The organism is Roseateles sp., from assembly GCF_019237615.1.
In the GTDB taxonomy this organism is placed as follows: Bacteria; Pseudomonadota; Gammaproteobacteria; order Burkholderiales; family Burkholderiaceae_C; genus Pelomonas.
In genome coordinates, this window is record NZ_JAFAGT010000096.1 from 57,793 (window position 1) to 71,123 (window position 13,331).

Consider the following 13,331-nt stretch of genomic DNA (forward strand, 5'->3'; position numbering starts at 1 on the left):
CAGCATCGCCAGCGGTCGTGAGGCGACGACGAAGTGCGTGAAGCGACGGTGAAGTCAGCGCGGCAGGATCAGCGTCACCCTCAGCCCCGGCCGCGCGGCCTCGAAGGCCAGCCGCCCGCCGTGCAGCTCGGCGATGCGGCGCGCGATGGCCAGGCCCAGGCCGGAGCCCTTGACGAGGCTGCCCGGCCGCGCCGTCGAGAAGAAGCGCTTGCCCAGCTGCGCGAAGGCAGCCGGCGGCACGCCGGGGCCGTGGTCGCGCAGGGCCAGGCCCACGCCCGTGGGCGTCGCGCCGATGGCGAGTTCCAGCGTCGATCCGGCGGGCGCGAAGTCGATGGCGTTGACGAGCAGGTTGCCGAAGGCCAGCTCCAGCAGCACCGTGTCGGCGTCCACGACCACGTTCTCGCGGGCCGTCCACACGACGTTCAGGCGCTTCTGTGCCAGCCGCGGCGCCTGACGCTCCAGCTGGCCCCCGACCCAGTCGGTCAGCGCCACGCGCTGGCGCTCCCCCAGCCCGACCTGTGCTTCCAGTTGCGACAGCGCCAGTACCCGCTCCACCAACGTCTGCAGCCGCGCAGTCTGGTCCAGCACCTGGGCGGCGAAGCGCTGGCGGTCGGCGGCGGGCAGATCGTCCTGCAGCAGTTCACCACTGGCGCGCAGCGCGGCCAGTGGACTCTTGAGCTCGTGTGTAAGCGCGCGCACGTCGTGCTCCAGTTGCTCGCGGCCTTCGAGCCGGCGGCGCATGTCGTCCATCGCGTGTGCCAGGTCGCCCAGTTCGCCGGGCATGACGGGCGGCGCGATGGCCTGGCCGGCCTGGGCCTGCTGGGCGTAGCGACGCAGCCGCCGCACCGAGGCCACCAGCCACAGCGTCACCGCGACGCCGATGACCAGGCTGGCCGCCAGCAGCGCGGCGCCGGCCCAGAACACGCGCCTCTCGGCGCGGTCGATGAAGCGCTGCACGCTGGCCACCGGCTTGGCGACGCTGACGACGCCCAGCGTGCGGCCGTCCTTCAGCACCGGCGCGGCGACGACGAGCACGGTGCTGCGGTCGTCGGCCCGGTAGCTGCGCGAGGAGCGTGCGCCATAGTCGCCGCGCAGCGTCAGTGCCACGTCGCGCCATTGCGAGTAGTCCTGCCCGACGGCCGTGGGCTGGCCGGAGTCGAGCACCACGCGGCCGGTCGCGTCCGTCACGTAGATGCGCAGGTCCAGGCTCTGCTTGCGCAGGCCCCAGATCATCACGTCCACGTCGCGCCTGGCATAGCGCCGCAGCTGGGTGGCCAGCCGCCCGTCGGGCAGGACGCCGCCGGCGGCCATCTCGTCCGTGGCTGCCTCGGCCAGGAGGTGGGCCGTGTCCACCATCAGGTCTTCCATGACCTCGCGCACGCTGGGCTTGACCTCGGCCAGGAAGACCTTGAGCAGCAGTACGGCGCTGAGGCCGGCGATGAGGAAGAAGCCGAAGAAGACCCTGAGCCCGAGTCTCATCGGCTAAGGCTCCAGGGAGTAGCCCAGGCCGCGGTGCGTCTTGATCGGGTCGCGCGCCGGCGCGGCCTCGCGCAGCTTGGCGCGCAGTGTCTTGATGTGCGTGTCCACGGTGCGGTCCGTGCTCTCGGCGCTGCTGCCCCAGACGGCGTCCAGCAGCGTGTCGCGGCTGTGGATGCGCTGCGGTGCGCGCAGCAGGTAGGTCAGCAGCCCGAGCTCCAGCTTGGTGAGGTGCAGCGGCACGCCGTCCAGGCTCACGCGTGTGCCGTCCACCCTGAAGCCTGCCGTCGCTGGCGGTGTCGCCTGGGCGCGGCGCAGCAGCGCGCGCACGCGGGCCACCAGCTCGCGCGGGCTGAAGGGCTTGGCGAGGTAGTCGTCGGCGCCCAGTTCCAGGCCGAGCACGCGGTCCATCTCGTCGCTGCGTGCGCTGAGCACGATGACGGGCAGACGGGAGAGCGGGCCGCTGCGCAGCTCGCGGCACAGGTCCAGGCCATGGCCGTCGGGCAGGCCGATGTCGAGTATGAGCAGCTCCGGCGGCGGCGCCGTGCGCAGCCGCTCGCGCGCCTCTGCCAGCCAGGCGTGGTGCTCTACCGCGAAGCCCTCCCGTCGCAGCGCGAACACCACCGTGTCAGCGATGGCGGGATCGTCCTCCAGCAGCAGGATCAAGCGCGCCAGCCCTGGGTCAACGCGGCGACCAACTGCGCCGCCGAGCCGGGTGCGCGGTTGAGCGGCAGGGCCTGGCCGGCCCACAGGCTGATGAAGTCGGCCCGGCCGGCCTTGGCGGCGGCCTGGCGCATGCCCCGGCTGGCGGCATTGGGTTGAGGGAAGTCGGGCAGGGCCACGCCGTCCAGCTCGCGCGTGACGCGGTTGGCGACGCCGCGCGCGAAGCGGCCGGAGAAGGCGCGCGTCAGCGTCGAGTCGGCGTCCTGCGCCGCCAGCAGCGCCGCTCGGTAGGCGGGCGACAGCGGGCATTCGTCGACAAGCAGGAAGGCCGTGCCCGCCGTCACCGCACCGGCGCCCAGCGCCTGGGCCGCCGCGACGCCACGGGCATCGGCGATGCCGCCGGCGGCGATGACGGGGATGTCCAGCGCATCGACGAGCAGGGGCACCAGGGCCATGGTGCCGATCAGCGCGCCCTCGGGCGTGCCGAGGAAGCCGCCGCGGTGGCCGCCGGCTTCATAGCCCTGGGCGACGACGGCATCGACGCCGCTGGCCTGCAGCAGCCGTCCCTCGGCCACCTGCGTGGCGGTACCGATCACGGTGAAGCCCTGCGCCTTCAGCGCTGCCACCCGGGTCGCACCCGGGTCGCCCATGACGAAGCTGATGACGGCGGGTCGGGCGGCGACGGTGGCCGCCAGCTGGGCCTCGAAGTCCTCCTCGCAGCGCTCGGGCCGGGTCGGCGCGGGCAGGCCCAGCTCGGCATGCCAGACGGCCAGGCGGGCGAGGTAGGCGTCCAGCGCCGCGTCGTCGCGTCGCCAGGGCTGGGGGCAGAAGAGGTTGATGCCGAAGGGCCGGTCGGTGCGGGCCCGGATGTCGGCGGCGATCTCGGCAATGCGGGCCGGCGCGAGGTAGGCCGCGCCCAGCTGGCCGAAGCCGCCGCCCGCACTGACGGCGGCCACAAGTGCGGCGCTGGAGGCCTCGCCGGCCATGGGCGCCATCCAGATCGGAGGCAGGTTGAAAAGGCTCATGGCGTCAACTCACGGTGCGTGCTGCCAGTATGGGGAAGAGCTTGATGAGGCCGTCGGACAGCAGCTCCACGGCCAGCGCGGCGAGGATGAGGCCCATCAGCCGCGTCATGATGTTGATGCCGGTCTGGCCCAGCACCTTGGCGATACGGCTGCTGGCCGAGAAGGTGAGGAAGGTGACCAGCCCGACGACCACGCCGTAGCCGCACAGCACCGCCAGCTCCCACCAGTGCCGGGTCTTGTCGGCGTAGATCACCATGGTCGAGATGGTGGCAGGGCCGGTCAGCAGCGGAATGGCCAGCGGCACGACGGCGATGCTGGCGCCCGCGTCCGCCTTGCTGGAGCCCTCGGTGACGTCTTCCTTGCGCGCCTCGGCCGGCTTGGCGTTGAGCATCTGCAGCGAGCTGATCAGCAGCAGGCAGCCGCCGCCGACCTGGAAGCTGGCCAGCGAAATGTTGAAGAACTCGATGATCTTCAGCCCGAACAGCGCCGAGAGCGCGATGACGATGCCGGCCGTGCAGGCGCTGACCAGGATGGTCCGGCGCCGCTGCGGGCGCGTGAAGGCGGACGTGAAGTGGATGAAGAAGGGCACCACGCCGACCGGGTTGACGATGGCCAGCAGCGCGACGAGAGGCTTGTAGATATCCATGCCGGCAATTGTGGGTCAGGCGTCCTGGCTCAGTGCGCGCAGATAGTCCAGCCCCGCCGCGCCGCGAGCCCCCCACCAGCTCAGCAACTCGCCGTCGACCAGTTGCACGTGAGCCCGCGGGCACAGCGCCTGCGCCTCGGCCAGGTGCTCTGGGCCGAAGCGATAGGGCTCGGAGCTGAGCAGCACGCGGTCTATGTCGCCCAGCCAGGCTTCGTCGCCGCGCAACACGGGGTAGCGGCCGGCACCCTGGGCGCCGCCGAGGGCATCCGGCCAGCTGCGCCAGCCGCCCTCGGCCAGCAGCGTGGAGATGTAGGTGTCGCGGGCCACCGTCATCCAGGGCTCGCGCCAGATCAGGTAGAGCACGTTCTCACGCGGCCCCGCCACGCCGCGGCAGCGCCGGAGGGCGGCGCGGAACTCGGCGGACAGCGTCGCGGCCCGCTCGTTCACGCCGGGCTCGCCGGCAAAGGCCGCGCGCAGCTGCTCGAACAGCGCCAGGTTGTCCTCGGGCCGGCAGGGGTGGGTCACGATGACGTGTGGCACGAAGGCACGCAGCGCCTCGGCCGTCTCGCGCCGGTTCTCGTCGACGTTAAGCACAACATGGGTCGGTGCGAGCGCCCGCAGCTTGGCAAGATTCACGTCCTTGGTGCCGCCCACCTTGGGCACGGCCGCGACGGCCTCTGCGGGATGGATGCAGAAACCGGTGCGCGCGACGAGGCAGGGCCCCAGGCCCAGGGCCACCAGCGTCTCTGTCGCGCTGGGCACCAGGCTGGCGATGCGCGGCCTCATCCTTCTTCCGTCAGCGCCAGGTAGACCGCGCAGCAGCCGCGCAGCCAAACAAGGGTCGGCAGCACCAGTGCGATGGCGAACACGACGCCGCCGCCGATCAGCGCGGCCAGGCCCAGCGACCCGCCCTGCAGCGGCATGCCGGCGGCGCCGAAGCCGCGCGGGCCCAGGCCCATGACGCCGGCCAGCAACTGGCCGGCCGGCAGCTCGACCCCGGCGCCCAGGATGGCCAGGCCCGCCACCAGCCGGCCGCCGCTGACGACGACGAAGCTGACGGCGGCCGTGGCCAGCGCGGTCAGCACGTAGACGGCGGCCATCAGCAGGGCCGTCTCGGGCAGGCCGTGGCGCAGGCGCCCGCGCAGGAAGGCCAGCACGCCGGCGCTGTGCTGGCCGGCCCAGACCGCTGGTCCGGCCAGCGGTCCGACGAGGACGGCCAGCGCGAAGGCGATGCCGCCCAGCACCAGCACGCCCAGCGGCAGCACGACGGCCAGCAGCGGCGCGCCCACGACGGGCCAGCGCGTCGCCCACAGCAGGCCAGCCAGGATGGCGGCGGCCAGCGCCGCCAAGGCCAGGCAGGCCAGCAGGGCCAGCAGCACGCGGTGGGCGCTGCGCAGCGCGTCCGAGAACGCGTCCTGGGGATCGCGCACCGGCAGGCCGCGGGCCTGGTCCATCAGCATCAGGCCCGTGGCATTGACCCCGAAAAAAGCGACAGCCAGCGCCAGTCCCATCCACAGCGCGCTCAGCAGGTTCTGTTCGCGCACCAGGGCGGACTGGGCCATGGCCAGCAGCAGGCCGGCGAAGCAGAACCCCGCCAGCAATGCGTAGAGGGCACGCAGGTTGCGCAGCGCGTCGACGCTGGCGAGCACGCGGGAGAGGGCGGGGAGCAGGCTGGGAGTCATGGATTCGGGGGGCGGGCGGCGATGGTATCGATGACGGCGCCATGACGCCCGGGAGCCGCCAGGGTTTGTGCTAAATCGTAAAAACAACACTTGTCGGAGTGCCGTCCCGCAATTTCGGCACCCCGCCACCATAATGAATTGCCTGTGTCTGGACGCCGCACCTTCGCTTGAATGGTTCACGATGGGTTGAAGCTCCACATGGTTTTTTGATTTTGAGAAGAGAAGGGCTTCCCCATGGGAAACAAGCTTTACGTGGGCAACCTTGCCTACAGCGTGCGTGACGAATCGCTGCAAGAAGCGTTCGGTCAATTCGGGACCGTGACCTCCGCAAAGGTCATGATGGATCGCGAAACCGGTCGTTCCAAGGGTTTCGGCTTCGTGGAAATGGGTTCGGACGCCGAGGCCCAGGCAGCCATCAACGGCATGAATGGCCAGGCCCTGGAAGGCCGCGCGATCGTCGTCAACGAGGCTCGTCCTCGTGAAGAGCGTCCGGGCGGCTTCGGCGGCGGTGGCCGTTCGGGCGGCGGCGGCTACGGTGGTGGCGGCGGCGGCTACGGCGGCGGTGGCCGCTCGGGTGGCGGCGGCTACGGCGGTGGTGGTGGCGGCTACGGCGGCGGTGGCCGTTCCGGCGGCTACTGATCGCCCCCCCTCGCAAGAGATCTGAACAAGGCGCCTTCGGGCGCCTTGTTCTTTTCTGGTGCGCCGATTCCGGCGCGGACTCAGTAGCCCAGCGTGGCCTTGGCGAACACCTCGTCGGCGCGCTGGGCGCCCTGCTGCTCGCGGGCCCGGTTCAGGCCCACGCTGACGACGCGGGAGAGGCCCACACGGTGCTGGAGCATCAGCGACAGCACCCGCCCGACCTCGTTCTGCGCGGCCAGGCCTGCGGCCGGGTCGTCGCGGCGGCTGAAATGCGTCTGCTGGCGGATCAGCCGCAGCGAGTTGCGCGGGCTCAGGTGCAGCACCACGAGGCTTTGCGCATTGCGGTCCGTGAAGGCGCGGCGGCCGTCCGGGCCGTCGACCCAGCCCAGGCCGAAGCGCTGCTCGTACTCCAGCCACCATCCGCCCGGCAGCGGCGTCCGCAGCTGGGCGTGCAGCTGGCCCAGCGTGCCCGGGCCGACGCGGTCGGCGTCGACATCCAGCCGCCGGCCCCATTCGACCTCGGCGCTGATGTAGGTCAGCAGCTCGCCCGGGTTGGACTCCGCGCCCAGCAGCAGCGTGCGGGTCGGGTGCAGCCGGCCGCCGCTCCTCGCCCGGTGGCTGTCCAGGCCGACGTGGCCCCAGACGCCGGTGTTGCGTGCCGCCGAGAACCAGAAGCCCGGCTGCACCAGGCGGTCCACCACCTGGCCGGCGGCGACGCCGAGGCGCGGGTCGGCCAGCGTGCGCGTCTCCTGCAGCCGGAGCTGGGGCTCGCTCTCATGCATGTCGACGCCGGCCAGCTCGCGCGGGCCCAGGCGCAGATAGCCGAAGGCCGAGGCACGGCGGATGGCGCTCTGGCTGACGAAGCCGTTGTCGTTGGCAAAGCGGGGGCTGATCTCCTCGACGTTGACGTTGGCCACCCAGTCGCCGTCGCGGTAGCGCCAGCCCAGCCAGGCGCGGTGGCCGCGCTCACGGCCCACGCGCAGCACCTGGCCCGCCTCGTCCAGGCCAAGCGTCGTGCCGGACAGCAGCAGGTGGCCGCGCCACTGGTCGCTGTCGCCGGCCCGCCAGACGCCGTCGCCGCCCACCACCCGCGTGGACATGCCGGCGCCGAAGTCGCGCAGCGACGCGAGGCCCGCGAGGCCGAACTGCCCCTGTCCGCCCACCTGCACGCGGCCGCGCGCGAAGCTGGCCTGCGAGCCGCCGGGCTGCACGCCGCTGCGCGTGGCGAACGCGCCGGCGCGCAGCACCGGTCCGCCGCCGGCGTCGCGCAGATGCAGGGCCGTGGCCTCGGCGCCGGCGCCGCGCCAGGTGGCGCGCAGGCCCCAGTCGGGATCGGTGATGGCGCGGGTGTAGAAGGCCGCGAGGCTGCGGTTCTCGCCGGACTCGTCGGCCTGGGTCGGGCCGACGACGTCGGCGCTCTCCAGGAAGAAGGGCCGCTTCTCGGGCACGCTGAGCGCGAAGCGCGTGTTGCCGGCGAGCTGCGGCGCGTCGAGTTCGACCTGCGAGAAGTCGGGGTTCAGCGTCACGTCCAGCACCCAGTCGGCGCGGGGGCGCCACTTGAACTCGGCGCCCAGCGACGCCTTGCGCGCGCGCCGCGTGCCGTCCGCCTCGCTGGCGTCGCGCGTGGCGCGCAGCGTCAGTTCGGGGCGCAAGGCCATGAAGCCGCGCTCGCGGACCTGCTCGACGAGGTCGCCCAGCCCGTCCAGTGGCTGCAGCTCGGCGATGAAGCTCAGCGCGTCCTTGGTCAGCGCCGGCGCGCTGACGTCGAGCGTGCGCTCCTCGCGCGGGATGTTGCGGGCGATCATCACGCGCCAGGGCGCGCCCCCCGAGTGCGGGAAGCGCAGCGCCGCGAGCGGCCAGCGCAGCTCGACGCTGTAGCCGTCGGGCAGCAGCGTGGTCGCGGCGTCCACGTCGAAGTCGGGCGCCGAGTCCTCGCTGTCCTCCTCGGCGGAGAACAGGCCGTCCTCGACGGCACCGGCCGCGCTGACGCGCACGTACTGCGCCGTGCGGCGGTGGCCCACGGGGTCGATGAGGATGGAGATGAAGTCCTGGTCGGCCTTGACCTGGTCGCGCCGGGCCAGCGGCGCGCGGATGCGGCCGGGCTCGGGGTCCCAGGCGCGGATGCCGAAGACGAGGGCGTCGTCGGTGACCAGCACCTGCACCGTCGTGCGCCAGCGTGCGGGCTGCTTGTCGGCGGGAAGGAACTGCGCGAAGCGCTCGTAGGCCGGCGCGCGCCGCCAGGCGTCGTCGTCCAGGCGGCCGTCGATGACGGGCGGGGCCTCGCCCGTGGCCAGGCGCAGCGCGGTGGGATGTTGCAGCGCGGGGGCGCTGCCCCAGGCCGGCAGGGCCAGGGCAAGCAGGCCCGGGCCAAAGAGACGGAAGTTCATGGAAGTCGTCCGAGAACGGCTGCGCGCGCGGGCGGCGGCCGCAGGAATCAGGTGGGGCGTGCGCGGGGCGCAGCCGGCGGGCGGCGCTGCGCTAGATGGCAGCGCGCGGGCTCAGCAGGGGTGAAGCACCTTGGCCATGATGTCCTCCTTGGCTGCGTTCATGCAGCTCTCGGTACGAAGAGCGCGCAGTGTAGCCAGGGCTTGCGTGCCCTGGTTACTCGCTCGCGCGCTTCTTGCGCGGCCGGCTGCCCAGTGCGCGGTCGTAGAGCCAGTTGGGCAGCAGGCGCAGGATCTTGGCCAGCACGCCCATCTGCCAGGGGATGACGCGGTAGCTGACCTGGGCGCGGATGCTGCGCACGGCCTGCTCGGCGAACTCGTCCGCCTGCATCAGGAAGGGCATGGAGTAGCGGTTGCCGCGCGTCAGCGGCGTGTCGATGTAGCCCGGCAGCAGGGTGACGACGCGCACGCCGAACGGCCGGCACTCGCCGCGCAGGCTCTCGCAATAGGCGACGACCGCGGACTTGCTCGCGCAATAGGCGCCGTGCCCCGGCAGGCCGCGGATGGCAGCGACGCTGGCCACGCCCACCAGCGTGCCCGAGCGGCGCTCCAGCATCGCGGTGACGAAGGGGTGGAAGGTGGCGGCCAGGCCGACGTTGTTGGTCTCGAAGGTGCGGCGCATCACGTCGAGGTCGTCGAAGTGGGCCGTGTCCATGCCGATGCTGATGCCGGCGTTGGCGATGACGACGTCGGGCAGGCCCTGGGCAGCGATGCATTCGCGGCCGATGCGGGCCATGGCGTCGAGGTCGGCGACATCGGCGCCGTAGACCCTGAAGCGGGCCGTGTCGAGCTGCTGCTCGGCGGCCCAGCGCTGGACCTCGGCGACGCGCCGGGCCACCAGCGCGAGGCGGGCGCCGTCGCGGTAGTAGCGCAGCGCCAGCGCCTGGCCGATGCCGCTGGAGGCGCCGGTGATGAAGACCAGTTCGCTCATCGACCGTCCCGCGAGGCGATCTGCCCCTGGGCCCGGCCCGTGAAGCTGATCTGGCCCGTCAGGTGCCGGTACTCGAAGTTGCGCGCGTTCAAGGTCGAGCTGCCCTGGCGTATGGTGACGGGCAGGTGGGAGCGCAGGATCTCGCTGTTCGCCAGCGCCTGCAGGAACTCGCCGCGCACCTCCAGCTGGGCCGGTGCGTTCTCGCCCGCGCCCGGCGGCAGGCGGCGCAGGCGCACGTCGCCGATCAGCTGCATGTCGCTGCCGTCGCCGTTGCTGATGGCGCGCTTGGCCTCGGCGATGGCTAGGCTGCCGTCGGGCGCGATGGCGCGCACGCGGGCCTGGTCGATCTCCAGGGTGTCGGTGTCGGGGTAGTGGCGCAGCTCTGCACCGGCGATCTGCACGTTCAGCCGGCCGTCGGCACCGATGCGCTGGATCTCGAAGTTCTCCATGCGGTAGTCGGGGATGTGGCGCGGCGGTGCCAGCTCGGACGGCCCGTCCAGCAGCGGCGTGTTCTTCACCAGCCACCAGGTGCCGCTGGCCAGCAGGGCCATCAGCAGCAGCGGCAGGTAGTTCGACAGCACGCTCTGGGCGCGCCACAGCCAGGGTCGGGGCTTGGCGCGGCTTGGCGCGGCGAGGGGCAGGGCCGCGGGCGTCATGGCGAGGTGCCGCCGTCCAGCGTGGCGTGGTGCGCGTTCAGTAGGCGCTCGTAGTGGCCGCCGGCCATCAGCAGCAGGTCGCAGTACTCGCGCGCCGCGCCATGGCCGCCCGCCGCGCGGGTGACATGGTGGGCGACGGCCAGCACCTCGGCGTGGGCGCCGGGCGGGGCGCAGGCGAAGCCGGCGCGCGTCATCAGCGGCAGGTCGGGCCAGTCGTCGCCCATCGCGGCAACCTCGCCCCAGCTCGCGCCGAGCCGGGCCAGCAGCGGCTCCGCGGCGGCCAGCTTGTCGCCGGCGCCGTAGACGGCATGGGCCAGGCCCAGGTCGGCCACGCGGCGGCGCACGGCGGGGCTGTCGCGGCCGGTGATGATCACCGGCGTGATGCCCGCCTGCTGCAGCGACTTCAGGCCATGGCCGTCCAGCGTGCTGAAGGCCTTGAACTCCTCGCCACGCTCGCCGATGTAGATGCGGCCGTCGGTCAGCACGCCGTCGACGTCGAAGATGGCCAGTTTGATGGCCAGGCCCGTGCCCTGGGCCTGGACGAGCAGCTCGGGCGGGAAACGCAGCGCCGCCATCAGATCACCTTGGCCCGCATCAGGTCGTTGCTGTTGATCGCGCCCAGCAGGCGCTTGTCGGCGTCGACCACCAGCACGACGGTGATGCGCGCCTCTTCCATCAGGTCGGCCGCCTCGACGGCCAGCGCGTCGGGGCCCAGCGTGCGCGGTTGGCCGTGCGCGACTTCCGCCGCCGTCAGCGAGCGCAGGTCGCGGCCCTGCTCGACGAGGCGGCGCAGGTCGCCGTCTGTGAAGATGCCCTGCACGCGGTCGTCGGCATCGACGACCACCGCCATGCCCAGCGCCTTGGCGCTCATCTCGCGCATCAGGTCGGTGAAGCCGGTGTCGGCGGCCACGCGCGGCAGCGCCTCGCCGCTGCGCATCAGGTCGCGCACATGGGTCAGCAGCTTGCGGCCCAGCGCGCCGCCCGGGTGCGAGCGGGCGAAGTCCTCGGCCTTGAAGCCGCGCGCGTCCAGCAGGGCCACGGCGAGGGCGTCGCCCAGCGCCATCTGGGCCGTGGTGCTGGCGGTAGGGGCCAGCTGCAGCGGGCAGGCCTCCTCGGCGACGGCGCTGTCGAGCACGACGTCGGCATGGGCGGCCAGGCTGGATTCGGACCGCCCCGTCATCGCGATGACGGGCACGCCCAGGCGCTTGAGCACGGGCAGGATGGCGTTGAGCTCGTCGCTCTCGCCGGAGTTGGACAGGGCCAGCACGACGTCGCCGCCGGTGACCATGCCCAGGTCGCCATGGGCCGCCTCGGCGGGGTGGACGAACAGTGCCGGCGTGCCGGTGGAGGCCAGCGTGGCGGCGATCTTGCGGCCCACATGGCCGCTCTTGCCCATGCCCATGACGGCGACGCGGCCGCGGCAGGTCAGTATGGTCTGCAGTGCGCTCACGAAGGCGTCGCCCAGACGCGGTGCCAGCTCGGCGAGGGCGCGGGCCTCAACCTCGAGCGCCTGGCGGCCGATGCGGACGGCGCGCTCGGCGGCAAAGACGGAAGAACTCATGCAGCCAGTGTAGACAAGGCCCGGGGTGGGCCCGGGCCGGCAGTCGCCGGCCGGGCCCCGGCGTTCGGGGCTGACAATCCATGACCATGCAGAGCCGCCCGCCTCCTCTTCGCGCGCCCGCCGCGCGCCTGCCGGTCGCCGTGTGGGCCTTGCTGCTGGGCCTCGCGGCCCTGCTGGCCTGGGATGCCAGTGGCCTGGACCTGCAGGTCATGCGCCATGTCGGCAGCGCCGCCGGGTTCGCCTGGCGCGAGAGCTGGTTCACGACGCTGCTGATCCACCAGGGCGGCCGCCTGCTCTCCTGGGCCGCGATCGGCTGCATCCTGCTCGCCAACCTGTGGCCCCGGCAGGTGCTGCCCGGCCTGACCCGGCGCGAGCGCCTGGGCTGGCTCCTGATCACGTTGCTCTGCCTGGCCGTGGTGTCGGTCATCAAGCGCTTCAGCCTGACGAGCTGCCCCTGGGACCTCGCCGAGTTCGGCGGCACGGTCCAGTACGTCTCGCACTGGGCCTTCGGCCTGACCGACGGCGGCGGCGGGCATTGCTTCCCGTCCGGCCATGCCAGCGCGGCCTTCGCCTTCCTGTGCGGCGCCTGGATGCTGGCCCGCGCCTACCCGCGCCTGGCGCGCGCCTGGCTGGCGGGCGTCATCTGCCTGGGCCTGGTCTACGGCGTCGGCCAGATGCTGCGCGGCGCCCACTATCCCAGCCACACGATGTGGACGGCCTGGATCTGCTGGGCGCTGACGGTCGCGGTCGTGCAGATCCAGCCCTGGGTCCTCAGCCGGCGCGCCGCCGCCTGAGGGCCAGCACCCCCAGGCCGGCCAGCAGCAGGGCCGCGCTGGCGGGTTCGGGCACGGGCACGGGCGTGACGGTGGCGGCATCGAAGTCGATGCTGCCGCCGGAGGCGAACAGGCCCAGCAGCACGCTCTCGTCGCCGCTGAACTGCGCGGTGGGCATGCCGCGCTTGAGGTCGAAGCTGCCCTCCACCCAGGGCTTGTAGCCGCCCTTGCCATCCTGGGCGCGGTAGCGCAGCTTGACGATGCTGCCCGAGCTCATCGACGCGTCGGCCATCAGGCCGTCGCCGCTGCCGGTGATCCTGAGCCCCGTGCCCACCGTGTCGGTGAAGATCATCTGGAAGAAGGAGGCGCCGCCTTCGCCCGCCTTCACCACGTCGAGCGTGGTCGTCCGGATGTGCTTGCCGGTCGCGACGTCGAGGAACCAGGCGGGCGTCGAGCTGTCCACGGCCTGGGTCCAGGCCAGGTCGGAGAACGTGGCCTTGCCGACGGATCCGCCGCTGGTGGCCAGCGTCAGGCCCCAGGAAAAGCTTTCGATGTCTATCCAGTCCTTGTGCCGGGCGTCGGTCGAATCGCCCTGCAGGCCGTCGATCTGCAGAAAGTAGCTGTTGGCCGCCTGGGCCAGGCCGACCGCCGCCAGGCCGGCGGCGAACACCGCCGCGCGCCAGGCCCGGATGAAACGTGAAGCAACCATGTCTAACCTCCTTGAGCCCGGATTGGGCGACGCCGATGCTGGGCGAGCGGGGCCGGCTCCACCATCCCCAAGGTGCCGTCGTGGCCGCAAGGGGTTTCCACAGAGCCGGGTGAGCGGCCATCGGCC

The 13,331-nt window shown here is 72.5% G+C and carries 14 protein-coding genes; 2 read left to right on the top strand and 12 right to left on the bottom strand.

What is annotated here, in order from left to right; genetic code table 11:
• Positions 1–54: 54 nt before the first annotated feature.
• Genes creC through JOY88_RS20600 form a run of 6 tightly spaced genes read right to left on the bottom strand, consistent with a single transcriptional unit; the run spans position 55 to position 5,492 of the window.
• A complete protein-coding gene (gene creC / locus JOY88_RS20575; RefSeq protein ID WP_293504518.1) occupies positions 55–1,479 on the bottom strand; it encodes a two-component system sensor histidine kinase CreC in 1,425 nt (474 codons plus the stop codon).
• A 3-nt stretch (positions 1,480–1,482) separates the two neighbouring features.
• Positions 1,483–2,151 (bottom strand): two-component system response regulator CreB, encoded by a 669-nt coding sequence (gene creB, locus JOY88_RS20580; RefSeq protein ID WP_293504560.1) that lies wholly within the window; start codon positions 2,149–2,151, stop codon positions 1,483–1,485.
• Positions 2,139–3,164 (bottom strand): NAD(P)H-dependent flavin oxidoreductase, encoded by a 1,026-nt coding sequence (locus JOY88_RS20585; protein ID WP_293504519.1) that lies wholly within the window; start codon positions 3,162–3,164, stop codon positions 2,139–2,141. The genes creB and JOY88_RS20585 overlap by 13 nt, the downstream gene beginning before the upstream one ends.
• A 4-nt stretch (positions 3,165–3,168) precedes the next feature.
• The gene (locus JOY88_RS20590) at positions 3,169–3,810 is read right to left on the bottom strand and encodes a MarC family protein (protein ID WP_293504520.1); all 642 of its coding nucleotides are present in this window, start codon (positions 3,808–3,810) and stop codon (positions 3,169–3,171) included.
• Positions 3,811–3,825: 15 nt separating this feature from the next.
• Positions 3,826–4,596 carry a helical backbone metal receptor gene (locus JOY88_RS20595; protein WP_293504521.1) on the bottom strand — a complete coding sequence of 257 codons (771 nt, stop codon included), beginning with the start codon at positions 4,594–4,596 and terminating at the stop codon, positions 3,826–3,828.
• The gene (locus tag JOY88_RS20600) at positions 4,593–5,492 is read right to left on the bottom strand and encodes a hypothetical protein (RefSeq protein WP_293504522.1); all 900 of its coding nucleotides are present in this window, start codon (positions 5,490–5,492) and stop codon (positions 4,593–4,595) included. Before JOY88_RS20600 ends, JOY88_RS20595 begins: the two co-directional genes overlap by 4 nt.
• Before the next feature lie 234 nt (positions 5,493–5,726).
• Between JOY88_RS20600 and rbp the strand changes: the two genes are divergently transcribed.
• The gene (gene rbp, locus JOY88_RS20605; RefSeq protein WP_293504523.1) at positions 5,727–6,131 is read left to right on the top strand and encodes an RNA-binding regulator; all 405 of its coding nucleotides are present in this window, start codon (positions 5,727–5,729) and stop codon (positions 6,129–6,131) included.
• A gap of 80 nt (positions 6,132–6,211) precedes the next feature.
• Here rbp and JOY88_RS20610 read toward each other — a convergent pair whose 3' ends face one another.
• The 5 genes from JOY88_RS20610 to JOY88_RS20630 form a co-directional block, all read right to left on the bottom strand.
• Entirely contained in the window at positions 6,212–8,518 is a 2,307-nt protein-coding gene (locus JOY88_RS20610) for a carbohydrate binding family 9 domain-containing protein (protein ID WP_293504524.1), read from the bottom strand.
• 214 nt (positions 8,519–8,732) lie between these two features.
• Positions 8,733–9,506 carry an SDR family oxidoreductase gene (locus JOY88_RS20615; protein WP_293504525.1) on the bottom strand — a complete coding sequence of 258 codons (774 nt, stop codon included), beginning with the start codon at positions 9,504–9,506 and terminating at the stop codon, positions 8,733–8,735.
• Positions 9,503–10,162, bottom strand: coding sequence for an LPS export ABC transporter periplasmic protein LptC (gene lptC / locus JOY88_RS20620; protein ID WP_293504526.1), 660 nt, complete (start codon positions 10,160–10,162; stop codon positions 9,503–9,505). The genes JOY88_RS20615 and lptC overlap by 4 nt, the downstream gene beginning before the upstream one ends.
• Positions 10,159–10,737 carry a KdsC family phosphatase gene (locus JOY88_RS20625; protein ID WP_293504527.1) on the bottom strand — a complete coding sequence of 193 codons (579 nt, stop codon included), beginning with the start codon at positions 10,735–10,737 and terminating at the stop codon, positions 10,159–10,161. Before JOY88_RS20625 ends, lptC begins: the two co-directional genes overlap by 4 nt.
• A complete protein-coding gene (locus JOY88_RS20630; protein WP_293504528.1) occupies positions 10,737–11,723 on the bottom strand; it encodes a KpsF/GutQ family sugar-phosphate isomerase in 987 nt (328 codons plus the stop codon). The genes JOY88_RS20625 and JOY88_RS20630 overlap by 1 nt, the downstream gene beginning before the upstream one ends.
• Before the next feature lie 86 nt (positions 11,724–11,809).
• Between JOY88_RS20630 and JOY88_RS20635 the strand changes: the two genes are divergently transcribed.
• Positions 11,810–12,517, top strand: a complete 708-nt coding sequence (locus JOY88_RS20635) for a phosphatase PAP2 family protein (protein ID WP_293504529.1) — start codon at positions 11,810–11,812, stop codon at positions 12,515–12,517.
• Here JOY88_RS20635 and JOY88_RS20640 read toward each other — a convergent pair.
• Positions 12,495–13,205, bottom strand: a complete 711-nt coding sequence (locus tag JOY88_RS20640; RefSeq protein ID WP_293504530.1) for an Hcp family type VI secretion system effector — start codon at positions 13,203–13,205, stop codon at positions 12,495–12,497. The genes JOY88_RS20635 and JOY88_RS20640 overlap by 23 nt on opposite strands.
• Positions 13,206–13,331: the final 126 nt, after the last annotated feature.